The sequence below is a fragment of the Spiroplasma endosymbiont of Tiphia femorata genome (assembly GCF_964020225.1).
Taxonomy (GTDB): Bacteria; Bacillota_I; Bacilli_A; order Mycoplasmatales; family VBWQ01; genus Spiroplasma_E.
The window spans coordinates 74,877-92,942 of sequence record NZ_OZ026544.1 but is presented as its reverse complement, the minus strand read 5'-3'; the positions used below and the strand labels follow the sequence as shown (position 1 = coordinate 92,942).

At 22.1% G+C, this 18,066-nt stretch carries 24 protein-coding genes; 3 read left to right on the top strand and 21 right to left on the bottom strand.

Translation table 4 applies throughout. From position 1 onward, the window contains the following. Positions 1 to 14: 14 nt before the first annotated feature. The 5 genes from AACK83_RS00595 to AACK83_RS00575 all read right to left on the bottom strand — a co-directional run bounded on the left by AACK83_RS00595 (position 15) and on the right by AACK83_RS00575 (position 4,575). The gene (locus tag AACK83_RS00595; protein WP_338958633.1) at positions 15 to 503 is read right to left on the bottom strand and encodes an AAA family ATPase; all 489 of its coding nucleotides are present in this window, start codon (positions 501 to 503) and stop codon (positions 15 to 17) included. Between the two features lie 22 nt (positions 504 to 525). Further along, a complete protein-coding gene (locus AACK83_RS00590) occupies positions 526 to 2,271 on the bottom strand; it encodes a hypothetical protein (RefSeq protein ID WP_338958630.1) in 1,746 nt (581 codons plus the stop codon). Positions 2,272 to 2,465: 194 nt separating this feature from the next. Then, positions 2,466 to 2,879, bottom strand: coding sequence for a hypothetical protein (locus AACK83_RS00585; protein WP_338958628.1), 414 nt, complete (start codon positions 2,877 to 2,879; stop codon positions 2,466 to 2,468). Next, complete coding sequence (locus AACK83_RS00580; RefSeq protein WP_174481447.1) at positions 2,861 to 3,013, bottom strand: hypothetical protein; 153 nt, start codon at positions 3,011 to 3,013, stop codon at positions 2,861 to 2,863. Before AACK83_RS00580 ends, AACK83_RS00585 begins: the two co-directional genes overlap by 19 nt. Positions 3,014 to 3,414: 401 nt before the next feature. Continuing rightward, positions 3,415 to 4,575 (bottom strand): Mbov_0401 family ICE element transposase-like protein, encoded by a 1,161-nt coding sequence (locus AACK83_RS00575; RefSeq protein ID WP_338958625.1) that lies wholly within the window; start codon positions 4,573 to 4,575, stop codon positions 3,415 to 3,417. 73 nt (positions 4,576 to 4,648) lie between these two features. Between AACK83_RS00575 and AACK83_RS00570 the strand changes: the two genes are divergently transcribed. The 3 genes from AACK83_RS00570 to AACK83_RS00560 all read left to right on the top strand — a co-directional run bounded on the left by AACK83_RS00570 (position 4,649) and on the right by AACK83_RS00560 (position 6,785). Beyond that, positions 4,649 to 6,355, top strand: coding sequence for a hypothetical protein (locus tag AACK83_RS00570; protein ID WP_338958622.1), 1,707 nt, complete (start codon positions 4,649 to 4,651; stop codon positions 6,353 to 6,355). Between the two features lie 150 nt (positions 6,356 to 6,505). Further along, positions 6,506 to 6,688, top strand: coding sequence for a hypothetical protein (locus AACK83_RS00565; RefSeq protein WP_338957532.1), 183 nt, complete (start codon positions 6,506 to 6,508; stop codon positions 6,686 to 6,688). Further along, positions 6,642 to 6,785 carry a hypothetical protein gene (locus tag AACK83_RS00560; protein ID WP_338957535.1) on the top strand — a complete coding sequence of 48 codons (144 nt, stop codon included), beginning with the start codon at positions 6,642 to 6,644 and terminating at the stop codon, positions 6,783 to 6,785. The genes AACK83_RS00565 and AACK83_RS00560 overlap by 47 nt, the downstream gene beginning before the upstream one ends. Here the strand turns inward: AACK83_RS00560 and AACK83_RS00555 are convergent. From AACK83_RS00555 to AACK83_RS00480, 16 genes are read right to left on the bottom strand one after another with little or no spacing between them, the layout of a single operon-like run. After that, positions 6,782 to 8,806, bottom strand: coding sequence for a hypothetical protein (locus tag AACK83_RS00555; RefSeq protein WP_338958620.1), 2,025 nt, complete (start codon positions 8,804 to 8,806; stop codon positions 6,782 to 6,784). The genes AACK83_RS00560 and AACK83_RS00555 overlap by 4 nt on opposite strands. Continuing rightward, positions 8,757 to 9,995 carry a hypothetical protein gene (locus AACK83_RS00550; protein WP_338958617.1) on the bottom strand — a complete coding sequence of 413 codons (1,239 nt, stop codon included), beginning with the start codon at positions 9,993 to 9,995 and terminating at the stop codon, positions 8,757 to 8,759. Before AACK83_RS00550 ends, AACK83_RS00555 begins: the two co-directional genes overlap by 50 nt. Before the next feature lie 13 nt (positions 9,996 to 10,008). Further along, entirely contained in the window at positions 10,009 to 10,131 is a 123-nt protein-coding gene (locus AACK83_RS00545; protein ID WP_338957828.1) for a hypothetical protein, read from the bottom strand. Positions 10,132 to 10,135: 4 nt separating this feature from the next. Then, positions 10,136 to 12,028: a hypothetical protein gene (locus AACK83_RS00540; RefSeq protein ID WP_338958614.1), complete on the bottom strand. Its 1,893-nt coding sequence runs from the start codon at positions 12,026 to 12,028 to the stop codon at positions 10,136 to 10,138. A gap of 3 nt (positions 12,029 to 12,031) precedes the next feature. Continuing rightward, positions 12,032 to 13,729: a hypothetical protein gene (locus AACK83_RS00535; protein WP_338958611.1), complete on the bottom strand. Its 1,698-nt coding sequence runs from the start codon at positions 13,727 to 13,729 to the stop codon at positions 12,032 to 12,034. Between the two features lie 11 nt (positions 13,730 to 13,740). After that, positions 13,741 to 14,925, bottom strand: a complete 1,185-nt coding sequence (locus tag AACK83_RS00530) for a hypothetical protein (protein WP_338958609.1) — start codon at positions 14,923 to 14,925, stop codon at positions 13,741 to 13,743. An 18-nt stretch (positions 14,926 to 14,943) separates the two neighbouring features. Continuing rightward, positions 14,944 to 15,321 carry a hypothetical protein gene (locus AACK83_RS00525; protein WP_338957549.1) on the bottom strand — a complete coding sequence of 126 codons (378 nt, stop codon included), beginning with the start codon at positions 15,319 to 15,321 and terminating at the stop codon, positions 14,944 to 14,946. A gap of 16 nt (positions 15,322 to 15,337) precedes the next feature. After that, positions 15,338 to 15,529 (bottom strand): hypothetical protein, encoded by a 192-nt coding sequence (locus tag AACK83_RS00520; protein WP_338957816.1) that lies wholly within the window; start codon positions 15,527 to 15,529, stop codon positions 15,338 to 15,340. Positions 15,530 to 15,563: 34 nt separating this feature from the next. Further along, complete coding sequence (locus AACK83_RS00515) at positions 15,564 to 15,722, bottom strand: hypothetical protein (RefSeq protein ID WP_338957552.1); 159 nt, start codon at positions 15,720 to 15,722, stop codon at positions 15,564 to 15,566. 15 nt (positions 15,723 to 15,737) lie between these two features. Continuing rightward, entirely contained in the window at positions 15,738 to 16,508 is a 771-nt protein-coding gene (locus AACK83_RS00510) for a hypothetical protein (RefSeq protein WP_338958606.1), read from the bottom strand. Beyond that, positions 16,477 to 16,752, bottom strand: coding sequence for a hypothetical protein (locus AACK83_RS00505; protein WP_338958604.1), 276 nt, complete (start codon positions 16,750 to 16,752; stop codon positions 16,477 to 16,479). Before AACK83_RS00505 ends, AACK83_RS00510 begins: the two co-directional genes overlap by 32 nt. Continuing rightward, entirely contained in the window at positions 16,745 to 16,888 is a 144-nt protein-coding gene (locus tag AACK83_RS00500) for a hypothetical protein (protein ID WP_338957559.1), read from the bottom strand. Before AACK83_RS00500 ends, AACK83_RS00505 begins: the two co-directional genes overlap by 8 nt. Beyond that, positions 16,888 to 17,400, bottom strand: coding sequence for a hypothetical protein (locus tag AACK83_RS00495; protein ID WP_338957560.1), 513 nt, complete (start codon positions 17,398 to 17,400; stop codon positions 16,888 to 16,890). Before AACK83_RS00495 ends, AACK83_RS00500 begins: the two co-directional genes overlap by 1 nt. Continuing rightward, on the bottom strand, positions 17,393 to 17,680 hold the full coding sequence (locus AACK83_RS00490; RefSeq protein ID WP_338957561.1) for a hypothetical protein: 288 nt from the start codon (positions 17,678 to 17,680) through the stop codon (positions 17,393 to 17,395). Before AACK83_RS00490 ends, AACK83_RS00495 begins: the two co-directional genes overlap by 8 nt. After that, the gene (locus AACK83_RS00485) at positions 17,680 to 17,904 is read right to left on the bottom strand and encodes a hypothetical protein (RefSeq protein WP_338957562.1); all 225 of its coding nucleotides are present in this window, start codon (positions 17,902 to 17,904) and stop codon (positions 17,680 to 17,682) included. The genes AACK83_RS00490 and AACK83_RS00485 overlap by 1 nt, the downstream gene beginning before the upstream one ends. Continuing rightward, positions 17,904 to 18,065 (bottom strand): hypothetical protein, encoded by a 162-nt coding sequence (locus AACK83_RS00480; RefSeq protein ID WP_338957563.1) that lies wholly within the window; start codon positions 18,063 to 18,065, stop codon positions 17,904 to 17,906. The genes AACK83_RS00485 and AACK83_RS00480 overlap by 1 nt, the downstream gene beginning before the upstream one ends. Between the last annotated feature and the right edge of the window lies 1 nt (position 18,066).

Here is an 18,066-nt window from a genome sequence, read left to right as displayed (position 1 = left end):
TGAATTATTAGTAATTATTTTTTTAAGCCTAATAACATTTCTTCATTACTAATTGGCTTTAATTCTAATAATAGACATCTACTTCGTAAAGCTGGATTAATTACAAAATAAGGATTTTCAGTAGTACAAGCCATTAAAATAAAATTGCCATGTTCTAAATATTGTAATAATAAATCTTGACGATCACGATTCATGCGTTGTATTTCTTCAATTATAATTATATAAGGTTTAGTATTTTGTGCTATTTTAATTAATTTTTCTAAATTTTCTTTTTTATCAATGGCAGCATTAAATAATCCAAATTCACATTTTAAATCATTAGCTAGTGCTTGAGCAATAGTGGTTTTGCCTGTTCCTGGATTACCATAAAATATTAATGATGTTAAAAACTTCTGATTTAATATTCGATTAATAATTCCATTTTTATCATTTATCAAATGACTTTGACCAATTATATCATTAATAGTAGTTGGTCTTAATATTGTTGCTAGTGGCTTATCCATACTCATCACCTTTGTTTTTAATTTAACGTCGTGAAGTTATTTTAACAATAGAACTAAAATTAATAAAGGTTAAATTATTATTTTTAATATTAACATCCAAGGAATGAAGCATTTTATATTCTTTATCATCATCATATTTAATAATGATACCAATGTTTTTTAAGTGCTGATATTTATCATTTTGTTCAGAAACACTAACAAGTTCAATATTATTTATCTTTTTTATGATATCAAAATTAATTGTCTCTTGAAAATGAATTTGATAGTTATCGCCATCAATATTAATTCCTATATTCATTTCTAAATTAATGTCATTAGTAGGAGAAAAATTATTCATATCATTAATAGCTTCTTGAAATAATAGTGAAATAAGTGAAATAGAATTATCTTTAAAAGTAATTGGATATATTACACCACTAGGAAGAACATTTGGATATAAATCAATAGAATTTAAATCTTTAACATTAAAATTGTTATTTTTAAAGGTTTTTTCATTTGGTTCTTTATTTTGAAATTGAATATTTATTGAAAACTTGATAGTATCTTGCAATTGATTTTTACCAACAATTGTTACTATTATAGATTTTGGTTTTTGATAATTTCCAGTAATCGCATTACTAGTAATAATATAATCTTGATCATTAAAATCTTGATGTCATTTTTGCTTACCAAACTCATTTATTTTTTTACTAACAAGGAAAGCAATATGATTATCAATATCCACTTTGCTAACATTAGTATTATCTTCAATAGTTATTAATTGATTAATTACACTTTCATCATTTTCCAATACTGTTTTAATAACAGATAATGATTTTTTTGTTCAACTACCTTGAACATTAAAATTAATATTTAATTGACCTTTAATAATTTCACTACTATTTATAGCACAAATAACAACTGTTATTTTCTTTTTTATCATATAATTATCAAATTTTTTTATTGAATCATAATTAATAACAAAATCACTTTTTGTTACTTTATCTGATAATGATTTTTCTTTATTAATTTCTTCTAAAAATTTCTCTTCAATAATTTTATTGACTTGAGATTCTATTTCATTTTTAGTTCCTTTTGTAGCATCTGACATTACTATTGTTTGTGATGGAATTGTAATTCTATTGTCTAAATCAAAAATATTAAATTTTTCTGGAATAACATCATTTTCAACACTAAAATTGAAATTTAAGTCACAAGGAAGCAAACCATAATTACTACCAAATTGATTAACACTCATTTCAATTTTAAATTGTTTTATTTTTTCTTTATAAGATGGTATTTTTATTGAAAAATTATTTTTAAGTGCATTTTCATCATTAATTTTAATATTAATAGCTGGATTTACTGGTAAATGTAGAAAAAAATTATTAGGAATATCTATTTTATTTGTTTGTAACACATTATCAATCTTTTTTAATAAATCACTAAGATAAAAAATTTTTAGTTTTTTATCAGTAGATATTAAACTAATATTATTTAATTTATCCTTGTAATCTATCAAATTATATTTTTTATTTGTTGGACAATTATTCTTATAATAATCTTCTCAATTTTTATCTTGATTAGGATTTCAGTTGTTGGAATTATTAGTATTTATGGCACTATTTCATTGATTATTTGCAATTATTAAAATCATAGTAGTAATAATTAAAACAACAACAACAAATAACAAAGAAAAAATTTTAAACCAATGTTTTTTTTCTTGCTTAACATTAGGTTTTTGCTTATAATTTGATTTTTCATTTTGATTAATACCAATTTTATACATTATTTCCTCCACCAAAAATCGATAATAAAACATAAAAAAACTTTATAATGATTAAAAAATCACTACAAAGCAACAGCTAAATTATATAAATAATAATATAACAATAAAACTTATAAATTAATTTTTAAAATTAAAAAAATAAAATTAAAATATAAATTTTATTGTTGTCTTAATTCTATCATAGTAATTTTTTATTAAATATATTTTTTGTAACTATTTTTTAATTTTAACTTTACTCGTGTTCAAGCATTATCAACTTGCTTATAGCTTAAATTTAATTTTTTCATAATTTGATGAACATTATATCCTCTTCGCTTTAATCTTAAAACTTCATTTTCATTAGTAGTAAAATTTGTAATACTAATAACTTCTTCCAAAAATGAAGTATATTCACAATCATTTTTTTGATATAAATAATCATTATATTTTAAGGCACAATTAATAATTTTATGATTATTATTTAAAAAACTTTTAACATAAGTAAATACTCCTCATTTTACTTCATAATATAAAAAATTTTGAAATGACTTGTTTTTTCTTTCTTGAAATTTAAAAATTGCCTTTAATAAAATAAAATAAAAAGTTGATTTTAAATCATTTGTTTCCAAAGGAATAGCAAAAAACTTTTTAATAATATTTCGTAAAAAAAATCATTTTTCAATTCATATTTTTTATATAAAAAATTAAAAGCAAATTCATTGTTTTCAATACAATACAAATAAATTAATTCATTATCATTCATAATTAAGTCCTCCTAAATATTTCAAATAACAAACTAATTATGAATTACTAATCAACTAATTATTTAAAGTTATGATGTATTAGTATTTAATTTTGAAATTCTTAATATTACATATTTAATCCATAATCACGTTTAATAGTTGTTTTAGTCACTATTGATGATGAATCTAACAAATTTATCGGGAGCATACCGATGTTGTCAATAATATTCAAATTTGTCTTTAAATTATAAGTTTAGACGAGAATAATTTAGACTTCAATATGCAATTGTAAGTTAATCTTAACACTTCAAAAATATTAGTCAACAATAATACTTACTTTTATAACTCAAAAATTCTTATTAAAGTTTTCTTTAATAAGTTTTATTTTATTTTTATTTATTTTTTAAATTTAAGTTTTAATTTATAATAACTGGATAATTGTATTTATTTGATAACATTTAAAATTAACCATTTTTGTATACATATCAATGTTATAAGTTCTATCACCAATCATATGCTTTAAAATTTGTTTAATATTAGTTTCAGTAAAGCAACCAATATTTTCAACTAATGCTTGGTTTAATACACCATCTTTTGCATTAATAAAATAACCAACTTTTAATTTTTTATATTGTAAAGTTAATAATTGTAAAAAATCAATTAATTCATAATATTGACCTTTGGCAAATAAATTTATTGCATTTTGATAGTGTAATTTAGCAATTTGATTTTTTCTTCTTCCTGCCATTATACCAAGAAATAAAACATGAAAAGCATGAAATTTATCTAAAATAAATTTAGCATTTAAAATTGTAGCAGTTTTTCTAATTCATTTTGCACTATCTCCACAAACTATTAAATTTGCTTGGTCAAAGTTTTCAAAAAATAAATTACCATATTTTTCTATTAATTTTGCGGTTTTTTCAGCACCAATTTCTGTTTTTGAAACTCTTATTTTACATACAGCTCTTTTATTAATTAATTTTCCATTTTTCTTTTTACCAGTACACATTACTATTAATCTCATCGAACATTTTTTACAATTTTTAGTATTGTGTTTTTCATTAAACTTAAATTTTCGATGACCATCATCAATATTTACATATAAATTTTGATTTGGTTGTAATGGTATTTTGGGAATATTTGCTTTTGGTAATTCAAATTTTTGATATGTTCTACAAACTGTACTATTACTTATTAAATCTTCAATAAAAGTATCACAAACATCACGATACTTTTTACCATCAGCAAAATATTTTAAAATTTGTTTAATAACGTTAGGTGCAAGTTTACTATATTTTTTAACACCAAGATAATTATCTAATAATGATACGTACTCCATTTTTTGTGTTTTTGTGTTATAATGTGTACAAATACGTCGTTTATAAGTTAATAAACCTTTTTTTGCTTTTAATTTTCGTTGTCTAAATCTATATGATTTATATTCAGATTTATCACATATACTTCATAAATAATCATCTATTTTTGCAAATAATTCTTCTGTTTGTTTTAAACTTAATTCATCTTGATTAAAATCATGTTTGTCTCAATCAAAATGATTTGCGAATGGTAATATAAACATTTTTAATGTTCCTTTCTAATTTTTGTTTGTTAATAATTTAAGTTTAATTTTTTTTAAAAAATAAGGAGTAAATATGGCTTTTATTAGTAGTTATGGACAATTAAATAAAAAATATAATCTTAATTTTAGTGATAATAATTATGGTTTTAGTTGAGATATTTTTAAAGAATTTGTTGGTGATGAATGAGCAGAATATTTTACTACTAATTGTTTTTATCGTTTTGTTCCAACAGCACGTGGAACAAGAAAAACTTGAAACTGTTTAGCATTTGATTTATTTATATGTTGTAATTTTAGAGATAGTAGTGTTCAAGAAGTAAGAAGATATGAAAATACTCATAGTGAAACTACAATTGGTGCTTTAATGAATGTTTGTCAAGTTTTATTAGATACATATAATATTAATTTATTACCTAATAATCCACATGGCATTAAATGAAAAATTACTAAGGATGGGGGATGTATTATCTTTCCAAGTAATCAACAAATTGACTTTATTGGTTATGCTAATGGTAATAAGATTTTTGGAAAAGAAGCAGGTGGGTCAAGTTTTTTAGGTTCAAGAACAGATGAAATTATTATGGCAGAAGAAAAAGAAACATTAACTGAAAAACAATTAACATATCGATATGAACGTTTACAAAACTCTATGTTTAGAAGTAATCGTATTAAAGTATCAAATAAACCTATTAAAGAGTGAAGTTGAACATTTATTGATAAAAATATATATAGTTCTACCTTTGGACAAAAGATTACTCGTTATTTTTATAAAAGTTTTTTCATTACTTTTACATGTAATCCTTATGATAAATATCATCCATTTTATTTAAAATACTGTACACCATTTTTACCATTAAATGATGAAGTCATGAAAAATCTTAAAAAAGTTGGTAAAGTTTATTATGAAAATAAAGATATGTTTAGTGGTTTAGGTTTATTTGTTTTAAGATTTACTATTCAACCATTTTGAAATAAATTACCTGACATTCAACAAAGAACATTATTAGAAATGGAAAAAAGTAATCCAGATGAATATAATACTGTTTATTATGGTTTTGAATTTTTAGATAGCGATGCAACAATTTTCCCATTTCAAAAAACAGTAAAATATTGACAATCATATGATTTAAAACAATTTTATAATCAAGAAAAAGAAATGTATAAATTTGATTTTTATAGTGTTGGTATTGATTGAGCTACGGGACCAAAAGACCATACTGTATTTATGGTAGTTGGTTTTAAAGAATATAATAATACTGGTTATTATGATGCTTATATTATTTGTGAATTAGTAGTTACTCCAAATGATTTTATAAATGAAAATGAAAAAATTAATGCTTATGTTAATGAAATTTTAGGATTAATGGATAATTTTGAAAATTTTGAACAAGCAATTTATTTTTATGATGATAAAGCAAGAACAGCAATGGATTGATTAAATCAAAAATTAATTGATGAACACAATACTATTTTAATAACACAAACCGCTATTAAACATGCTTCAAATTTAAATCAAGAAGCCGGATTAACTAATAGAGTAGTTTGAATGAGAAATATTATGAGTTATGGAAACTTTTATGCAAATAAAGATGATTTACCAAAAACAACTCAATGTTTAGAAGAATTACGTTATGACCAAACCAAAACTAACATTCCTGACAAAAATATGTATCAAGACCCTTATGATGCATTATTTTATGCATTATATCCATATAAAAATGTAATTAGGGGTAAAAATAATGCTACTGTAAAAAAAAGTATCTTCACATTTGCAATATAATAAATAAGTGCAATACAATTAATAGTATACGTATCAAAAAATAAACACCTTTAATTTAGGCGTTATTTTGCTTTTAAAAGCATACTTGTAAAAATAATCAAAAATAGTACAATTTAAAAGTAAAATCAAGGAAAAAAGGAGATATTTATTATGAAAACATGAATAAAAACAAATTTTCAAAAAATATCATTATCATTTGCTGTAATAACTGGTGTTACCGGTTTAATCTTAGGAATAGTTTCATATAATAAAAATAATCAATTAACATATTTTTATGATTACGACCATGAAGCACACTGGGGGGGCAACTATTTGAGCAAGACCAGTAAGTAATAAACATAAAATTACTCTTTACTGAGCATCAAATAAATTAACTGATGATGCAGTAAAATGAGATGGTATTTATCCAGATGGATATTTTGATAATTAAATTTCTAAATTTATATAAGAAATATTTTCATTATATTTATCAAATAAATTAATATTATTTAAATTTATTTCTTGTTTATTTGTTACTAAAATTAAATCATAATTACCAGCACCAAATAGTCCGCTAACTTCAATTCGATTTAAGTTATTAATTGGATTTTCAATTTGTAATTCAAATTCACTATTATTGTCAATTTGTAAAACTTCTTTATAAAATTCTAATTTAGAAAATAATTGTGATTTATTTGAACCATATAAATTTAAAGCATTTTCGGTTTTATTTTTATTAATAATTAATCTTGTAAAATATTTTCCATATTCACCATTACCTAATGTTCAATCTGCCGGAATTAATGATGGTATATTATTGCTTTCTAATTCATTAGTTATGGATAGTCAGTTAAATTGATTATCATCTAATTTCAATAATTCATTTTGACTAATGTCATTGTTTTTTAGTTTAATGTTATTGATATCTGTAAAATCAAAATATGCAGATTTTAATACTACTTTTATATCTTTAAATTCTCAAATCTTATCAGGTGTAGAATGTATAGGATTTGATTTTAATTCAAAATAATAAGGTAATAATAATTTATAGTCATCATTTAAACCGTTATTAATAGACATGGTTGAATAAATATTTTTTGATAGCATTATAACTATTTGTTTTAATATTTTAACTTGTGGTAAATTTGTATAGTTAGGATAATCTAATTCTCATTGTTTAAATAAATTAGTAATAACTTCATTTGGTTTTTGTCCTTCAAACTTAGCACGAATTTTATCTAAATCATTCATTTCTTTTAAAACATTACTTAATGATGCACCATCAAAGTTTCTATTATAAGTATATGTATAAGTTAACATATCTAATAATACTTTTTGTAAACTATCAATTGGTGGTCTATCTTTTATTTCTAGTTCAACATCATGAAATTTATTTGTTGTAGAAATAAATAAATTATAGTCACTTACTAAAAATCATGACTCTAATTTTTTATCTTTTAATTCTAGTTCATCAGATAATGGTCATACTTTTGAATTTTTAGAAACATCATAACCAATTTTAGCATTAGTTACTCTTGCATTATTAATAATTTCTTTTCTTGTTTCTCTACCACCACCAATAGCAATTAAATCTAAAACTGATTTTTCTTGTCCTATAAATTGTTTTGCTAAATTTCAAGGTAATATTTGTTCACTAAATCATTGTTGTAATATTCTAACTTTTGGTTGAGTTTCAATAGGCATTGATAATAGCGGAAATGCTATCTTATCTTTGACAAATAACTTTGTGTATACCTCCATATTGTCGACTTCACCAAGTACCTTTATATTGCCAAAAATCATGCTTCTAGGTGCTTTAATTTTTAAACCAATAACTTTGGTGTCTTTATCTAGTGGTTTTTGTAATTTAATAATAATTGGATAACCATCTCTTGTTTTAAAGTCTTTAATTTTAATAATAGTAATACTTTTAGTACTTCTAGTTTTTGGATTTTGATAAGGTTCTGAATAATTATTAATAATATATAAATTATCAATATTATTTTCAGTTAATGGTTCATTTATACTAACTGCATATAACTTAAATTGATTTAATAAATTTATTTCTTGAAATATTAAATTTTTAATATCAGTCATACTATATTCAATTGTATTGTCATTAATATTAGTACTTGCTCTTTGATTTAATTGCATAGTAAAATCAGATGTTTCAACAGCAGTAGTTTTTAATACTTTATCAATATCAATAAAACCTATTTTAATAGTATTTGCTGAAAATCTTAAACTATTATTTTCATTATTTTTAAATAAACGTTCAATTTCATAAATATAAATTTTTCTTTTTTTAAATTCATCGTATGCTCTATTAATATCAGGGTCACTAGTAGCACTCATCATATTAGTAAAATCATAAGGAATATTATCAATTAAATAATCATTTTCTATTTCTGCTTGATTAAGTTTAGTTTGTTTCTGTGGAAACTTCGTTTGTGGTTTGTTGTTGTTTTCCATTGTTTTCTCCTATTAATTGGTTATTTTCTGGATTAAATAATTTTAATTTAACTGTTAAGTTATTAATTTCTTGTTCATCATTAATATTAAATGTTTTACTATTTAATAAATCTTTATCTAAACGTACTAATATTTGAATAAATTTAAGAATATCAATATTAAATTGTCATAATTTTTGTTCAATATAATTAATAGTTGAAATATTTACCGCTGTACTTTCGGGAACCGATTGTTGTGCTGATTTCTTTTGACTTGGTATATGAATACCACAACGTTTAAATATTTCATTAATATTTCAATCATATATATCAGTTAAATTTTTACCTTTAAAATTACTACTTGTCATATTAATATTTTCACTTTTTTCATTATTATCACCAGTAGTTTTTCAAATATAGTTGTTAGTAACTAATGTTCTTACGGCTTCATCCATTGTAGATTTAGCATTACCATAAGTTTGGTCAAAAATAAACTTTGGTGAATTTAAAATAGTATCTAAAACAATTTGTTCATAAATAACATCTAATGCTTTAATTTTATCCATTACTTTATTACAATCTGCTAACTCATTTGCTTTATTTCTCATAATTGCTATTGGAATATAATTAATATTTAATGTTTGTTCTTGTTCTAAATTAGGATTATTACTATATTCTTTAAAAGGTAAAGGAAATTGTTTTTTATTATCACTAATACTATAAATTGCACGATTAATAGTTACTTGTTCATTATTTAATTTATAAACTTCAAATAATCTTACTGTTTGTGCATTTTGTTGATAACTATCATAAAAAATAGTACATTGAATTAATTTACCAGTAATATCATAAATTCTTTGCTGTATATCTACTACTTGAAAATATAAATCATCATTAGCAATATAAATTAAATAACCACTAATTCCTAATTTGCTTAATTTAAAAATAGAATTTCAATTCTTTCTATAAAATTCTTGTTTAATTAAATATTGTTTAATAGTTTCATTATTAATATCCAATGGAGCATTATATAAATTAGCATTATTTTCAGCAACAAAATCAGTAAAATAAGTCTCATGATTAAAATCATTAAAACCAAAATAACTTAAAATAGAAGTGTGTGTACTTTTATTTTCTAAAAAAATTAATTTAGATTTTTCTTCATTATTATTAATATTTGTTTTATCTTTTCTTGGTCAAAAAGGTTTCATTTTTTTCTCCTTTCTAAAATATTTGATTAATTTTTAAGACAATTTTTACTATAATAAATATAATTAAACCAGCAACAGCAGAAGATAATAAAACTCCAATTAAACTTAAAATAATTTTTATAATTTTTCAAATCATAATTTTATTCCTGTAATTCTTCTAATTTTCATGTATTACCTTTATCGCTACCTTTTAAAGAATAAATAGTAATAAATTTTGAGTGTTGTACTGATAAAACTAAGACATTAGTATTATTGTTAAAAACTTCTATTGGTACACCTGCTATTTTTGTATTAGTTATAATAAATTCTTTAATTGCAAAAACATTATTATATATATTTCAAGAATAATAAACTTTATATCTTTTATTAACTATAAAATCATAAGTAATTTGTCAATTATCTCATTTATTTTTTTCTCTTATTCCTACTTCTTTTCAAATTGAACTACTTGGAGGAATTGGAATTGGTTGTGGTTGTTTTTTGATAATTTCATTAATAGCACCAGCAACAGTTTTATCAGTAGTTTCTAAATTAGGAATTTCAGTACCAATAGTATTTATAGAAAAAGCATATTTGAATTGGTCTTTATCCATTTTATTGTCTAATTTTTTATCTACTTCTTCTTTTTTATAATAATCAGTTAAATCAGTTTTCCCGCAAGTAGCACTAATTTTATTATTTTCATCAATTTTAATATTTTCACCAGCAATTAACTTATCTTGTTTTTTATCTAATAATTGATTTGTTTCTAGTTTTGTATAATAATCATGTTCAGTATTTTCTTCTGCTATAAATTCAGTTGGTGTATCTATTCCTTGATATTGATATATTTCTTCTATATCACCAATTAAATTAATTTTTCCACGTTCAGGATAAGAATTACCGCCACCACTAAATTCTTTCTTTTTATTGTTATAGTAAATCGTTCCGGTATTTAAAATTCTTTTATTTTGGATTTGTTCACTATACGTCATGGAATCAACATTTAGCAATTCAAATTCATTAAAAACATTATTTAAATAAATTTTAATTACTTTATAAAATTTCATAAAGTTATTTTCTGTTGAATATTGATAACTGATTTTAATAAAATATCATTTAAATATTTCTATATTATTATTTTCAACTTTTTTTCATAAGGGACTAGTTTCAATATTAAATCAATTATTTTTAACATCATTAATATTTTCGTTTGTTTTAATTAATTCACTATTTAATTTGGTAATTTCATTTTCATTTGTAGTAATTCGTTTTTGTTGTTTAGCAGAAAAATCACAAGTTGGTGCATGTGTATAATCACCAATTTGTGGATTGTTTTGTAAAACATCAGGTGGTAATGTTCCAATTTCATTAGGTCAATCTAAAATCATAGTTTCAGTTTTTGAGTCATATTCTGTTGCAACATAACCTTTATTTATTAAATTTGTAACTGGTCCCCTATATGTTTCATTTTTATTACCATTAATGGTATCATCATATAATTTTATTTGCTTTGATAATGTAAATTCTTTTTGTTCTTGAATTAATTCATTAACTTGGTTTCTAGTATAAAATGCTTTTAAGTCAATTTTTTCAACATCTATTTCATCATTATTATAATTTGAAAATATTTGTTTTAATTCTGTTAATCTTGCTCATATTTTCATTCTACTAGGTGCTAAATCTCAAATATTAATCGTAGGAGTACTACTTGCACTAAATTGATTACCATTATTAAATTGAATAGTAGCATCAACATTAAATTCAATTGGTGTACGATTAAATACTCAATGTTCAACCATAACATAAACCATATCTCTTAAAGTTTCTTTAATTAATTCATCTTTAAAACTATCAAAAGGAAATTTAGATAAAATAAAATCAAGATAAGCATTAATATCATTTTGAGCACGAATAGCAAATGTTTTAAATCAATCATCAACATTTGGTCATGTATTTATATATTGTCGTGGTGTTTCTGTAATTGTTCCAGTTAATGGATATCAGTTATTATAATTTTCTAAACTGACACCAGTTCAAAGTTTATTAATCATATTTTATCATTCCTTAAAAAATGCTTTTTTATAACGTTTGGTTTTTGATTTAGTTTTTCTATGTGATATATGTATAATTTCTTTTTGTAATTTTTTCTTTCCTTTTTTTACAACTTGATTATATGCAAATTTTTCTAAATGTCTTAACAATCCAGTACCAAATACAGTATTAACTGAGAATTTTAAACCAACCCTTTTAAATGATTTATTGACATTATCAATAGGATTATTAATAACATTAACTACTTTATGATAAGTTCTAATTGTCCTTAATATTTGCCTATAAATTTTAAAACTATCTTTAATCATTTGTTGTACAACTGGTGGAGCAAAAGCAATACTTTTTAATCATTTATTTTGACTAACTCCATATCCAATATATCAACCGCTATATCATCTATATCAATGAAATGGATGTATTTGAATAACAAAAGTTTCTGCTTTGATAATACTATCAATAACTACAATTGGTTTATATTTAGGATTACGATGATAAATAGTAATTCCACATTTATCTAATGATAAAGGTTGAATTTTACAAGCCATAAATACTGGTGAATTTAATGGAATTAATTGTGCATGTTTAATTGCTTTCTTTTCAGCACTTGTAAATACATCAATTGTTTTTTCTTTTAATTTATTAATTTTTTCAAATGCTTGTTTTTCTAATTTTTCGAATTTCTCTTGTAATTTATAAATATTTATTCTTATTTTTTCAAAATATGAAGTATCTTTTCAAAATTTATTTAAACCTTTTTTAAAATAAAATTTAATATCAAAATATTTAAAAGTTTGATTTGCTTTTAATACTAATTTATGAATTGAACTATTTTTAAAATTAAATTTAATTGCATTAGCACGAATTTTTTGTAAATCTAAAATTAAAGATTTTCCATATCTATTTTCTGCATGTATTGTATGAACTAAATTTAATCAGTCATGTTGGTTCATTTTTAATACTTCTTTTAAATCAGTATTATATTTTTGTAAAAAATTGTTTGCTTTATCAATATCTTTAATTTTAAATTTAGGAGTTAACTGTGGACTTAACTTTATTAATTCATTTTGTAATAATAAATAATTTTTTAATTCTTGTACTTCTAATTTTGCAAAATTATTTTTATATTGTCTTTCAGCAACAAAACCTAAATTTTGTATTATTGTTTCGCGATTTGGAGCATGGTTATAATTAAATAAATAACGTTTATTTCCAATAATTTTATCTGTTAAAAATTGTTTTTCACTTACTTGACTAATGATTTCTTGTAAATTTTTTGCTTTTTTAATACCAATTTGTTCTAATGTTTTAGTTTTTTCTGCTAAACTAATAAATTTAGTTGTACGATAACCACGACTAATTCTATTAAGTCCAGCAAATGCAGGTAATATATTAAAAAAAGTATTTAATGGTGTAACATTTCCTTTTAAATAATCATAAACTTGATTAATAGTAAAATCAGTTAAAAACTCTACACCAACAGCACTAATACTAGCAAGTAAATCACTTGCACCTAAACCAAGTGCTAAACTTTCACTTAATCCACCAGTAAAAGGAGCAAGTGCTACTGCTATTACTTGTACACCAATCATTTCTAAAATTTCTCATCATCAACTTTTATGTTCTTGTTGTTGACTTGTTCTAGTATGTTTTGGTTTATTTATGTTTAAAAGTATTGCTGTACTAGTTGTACCAATTGGCATAATAATTATCCTTATTTAAGAGTTATTTTTATAGGATTTGTTGAACCTTGATAATTTTTATCAGTGTCATTAGTAGTGATTACTACATATAAATCTCCTGCTTTTTGGTTTTGATTACTTACATCAACTTGACCTTGGGCATCACTAAAATAATTAATAATTGGAGTTGTTAAATTTGGATTTAAATTATTTAGTTCAGTTGTATTTTTAATTGTTGTATCTAATAATTTATTCTTTTTAGTAGTATCAGCAGTAATATTAGTTGTTAATGTTGTAATTTCTTCACTTAAATATTTTTTATTAACAATACCACATAACATTCATCTTGATTCTGTTTCTGAGTTTGACATATAAGGAATAGATTCTCCTGTTACTTGTCCACCAACTAAATATCTTTTTGGAACTTTACCATCTTTAATATCTTCAACATATATACTAGTTTGTTGTAACATATATCTTTTCATTGCTTTTGGTGTTGCTAAAACAAAATTCATAATTTGATTTTTATTTTCAGTATTTTTAAATGTCATATAATCATCCATAACAATTTGACATAATACACCTTTAATATATAAATTTGTTCCATTTAATCTTAATTGTTGTGCTAGTTGATTATCAGTAATTAAACCTTTATTATCTGCTAAATAAACTAAAGTATCATAAAGACTATTTGTTATAAAAAATTTACAATTATTACTATTTCTTAATTGAAATAAAGTATTTCATGCTGATAACATTGATTTTAAATATCCTACTGGTGTTGTATCAGTAATGATTACTTTTTTGGCAGATTTAGCAATTGTATTTGTATCATTATTTGCTAAATAATCTGCTAAATCATTAGCAACTTCATATTGCATACTTTCTAGTAAATTTTGCCCATTATCTGCAAATAAATCAACTTCACCAATCATTTCTCCTGTACTAGCTTCTTTTGTAATTTCTTTAATAATTTTATCAGTATCAACATAACCAACTTCTAATCCTTTACTTTTATCATTTCAATGAAGTATTTTGAATGTTGGGTCTTTTGGTTTTTTAACTATAAATTCAATTTTTGTAGAATTAACCATTTCAATTGGAAAAAAACTTGCTCATGGACTATTTGATTGTTTATAAAATTCTATAAATTCAGGTGTTTCTACTAATTTTGTAGTATTATCTAAATTTTGTTTAAATGGCACTGGATTTGGCATTTTAAATTTTCCTTTCTTTTATAAATTATTTTTCTTTTTATAATCTAATAAACTACTTTTTATTGAAGTTTCTTGATTTGTTAATATTGTTTCTTGTTTACCACCTGTATTAATTGGTTCTTTAAATAGTGGTTGTTCTTTAATCATTTTTTTAATAGTTTCTTCAATTTTTGAATTTTCTATATTACTTGTTTTAAATTTTAAAAATTCATAAAATTCTTTTTTAACTTGATATTTTTTAAATATATTAATTATTTCTTTTTCTTTAATTTCTTGATTAAGTTTATTTAACTTATTTTCTAATTCAACAATCTTAATTTCTTGCTCTTGTTGTAAATTATTATTTTCAGTTAAAGGTTCAGTATTTTGTTCAACATTAGTTTCATTTTCTAACATTTAAATCACACCTTTATTATTTATTTTCTTTTCCATTAATTTTTTCATTAAGTTTTGCTAATTTTTTTTGATGTTTCATCACTTTATTATTTCTTCTAATATGTTTTGGAGTTGTAATAAATCTTTTAAATCAAACAATTAATTCTCTACAAATTAATGTTCCTACACTTGTTCCAATAATAATTAATTCATGTAAAAATTCTTTCATTTTCAATTATTTCCTTTCAATTATTTATTTTTAATTATTCGTCAAATTGACCATTATTAATTCTTTCAATCATTGATTTTGAATTACTTATAATAGTTACCAATAAAGATATTTCTTTATTTAATTGTTCCATTCTTTCTTTATATGTCTGAATTTCATTGTTATAATATTCAATCAATTTTTCTTTATTCATTAGTTATCATCTCCTTTATAAACTATCATATGTAGTTGATCTTTCATATAAAACATCACTACTTCCACTATTATTACTAATAGCATCACTATTAATTAATCTTCTTGTTTCATTTGTAAATGATGTTTCTTGCATTTCTTGATTATGATTTGTAGTTTCCATAGGTAATAAATTATGTATAATTTCACTTGCACCAGCAACTATTGTTGGTACTGCATAAGCATTATTAAAATCATTATTTATACCCATAGCTACACCACTTGAAATTAGACATCCACTAGTTGCCATATTACATATTTTTCTTATTACTTCAAATCTATTAGGTATTAATTCACTTAACCCACCAATTAGATTTGATATACCATAAGTACTTAAACTAATATATGTATCTCAATCCATTTGTTGTTTATTATCATTAGTTAATAATAATGGTCATGGTGGTGTTTCTGTGGTAGTAGTTGTTAATCAAGGTGGTGGTTCAGGATTAGGATTGATTTTTGTAAATTTTGCATAATTAATTAAACCAATAGTTCCTAAACCTAATAATATTTTTTTACTTGAATTTAATATTTTCTTTTTAGTACTTGGCATTTGATTTAAGTTTCATATATCAATTCCTAACTTTTTACTAAATAATAAAGCATTAATACTTCCTAATACTGGATTACCAATAATTTGACCATAATAAGCACTTGTACCAATCATTGCTGATAATGGACTTATTCCAATTCTTATTATTTTTAATAAAGTATAGTTATTTGATTGTACATTCGTGTCATTTGGCATTTTCATTTACTCCTTCATTTTTTGGTTTAATAAACACTTCAACTCAACCTGTATAGTGAACGTTATCACCAACTAAAATAGCAGTATTTGCATGTAGTTGAGAAACAACTAAATATTCAGCAATAACATTAGGATATTTTCATAAAATAATTGCTTTTATATCATTACTATCTGTTAAATCTTTGGGATTTGGTGAAAATATTTCTATTTTATCTTGACCAAATAAATCTGTTAATTTAGTCATTATCAAATTCACCTTTTTCTATTTTTTCAATTAATAAATTTAAAATATTTTTGTCCAAATCAGAGTTTGTATAATTAATTTTTTTAGTTCATTTAATTATATCTTTCATATATTTAAGTAATTTTTCTTTATTCATTATTTATTCTCCTTATTTAAATAATATCAACCAATTAATAAACTATCTGCTTCATCATGATTTGATATTTTTATATTTCAATTATTTTCTTTAATAATTTCTTCAGCAACATATATACTTAGTTCTTTATCTCAAGGTCTTAATCAAAAAATAGGTGGGTCATAACGTTCATATCATTTCTTTCATTCACTTGGACTTATTAACATATCTTTTGTTAATAATTTATTAAATTGTCCTGCAATAAAACCACGTAAATGTTCTTGAGTTTCATAACCAATACCATTTTTTGAATTAAAAGTACCACGTTCAATAATTAAATCCAATTCATTATCATTAACTTTTATATCTCAATAAAATTTTCTTTGTCCATCATATTCTTTTAAATTATAACTTTTAACAAATATTGGTTTTCAATTTCAAAAATCATATTTATCATGTAAATAAACTTTTTTTCATAAAGTAAATCCAGTATTTTTAATACTTGGGTCAATTGAAAGTAAATAATTAGTCATTATCAAATCACCGGTCTTTAATTCTGGTTTTAATTGGTTTATAAACTTCTTCATAATATCCGTTTAAGCGATATGTGTTTTTAAGATATTGCATAAATCTTTCTTTATTAATACAATTTTTATGTCTTGATTTATTAATTTCATCAACTTTATTTCTATGTTCTTTATCACCTTGATAACAATGTTCACATACATTTTCTCAGCAGTTTTTTTCACAAGTAAATAAATCATGTTTTTTATCACATACACAACAATCTTCACAACATACTTCTTTATTCATTATTTATTCTCCTTTCTATTATTTCTTTCTTGCTTTATTAATAAATTTATTCAAATAATTTGATTATCACCATCACCTAATTTTTTTAAAAGATATTCATATCTTTTCTTAAAATCTTCACTATCAATATCTCTATCTTGGTAAATTATTTTTTTCAATTTTTTTATTTTATACAAGGTTTTTGGAGAATATATTTCTCCATGCATGCAAAGAAAACATTTCATTATTTATTCTCCTTATTTTCAATTTGATTAGCAATTTCACTTAATATTTTTAATACTTTATATTCATTTTTTAATTCTTTAATAATAAATATTAAAAATATTATTAGTGTTATACTTGTTATTAATATTGGTGCTATTAATAAAATTTCTCATCATATCATT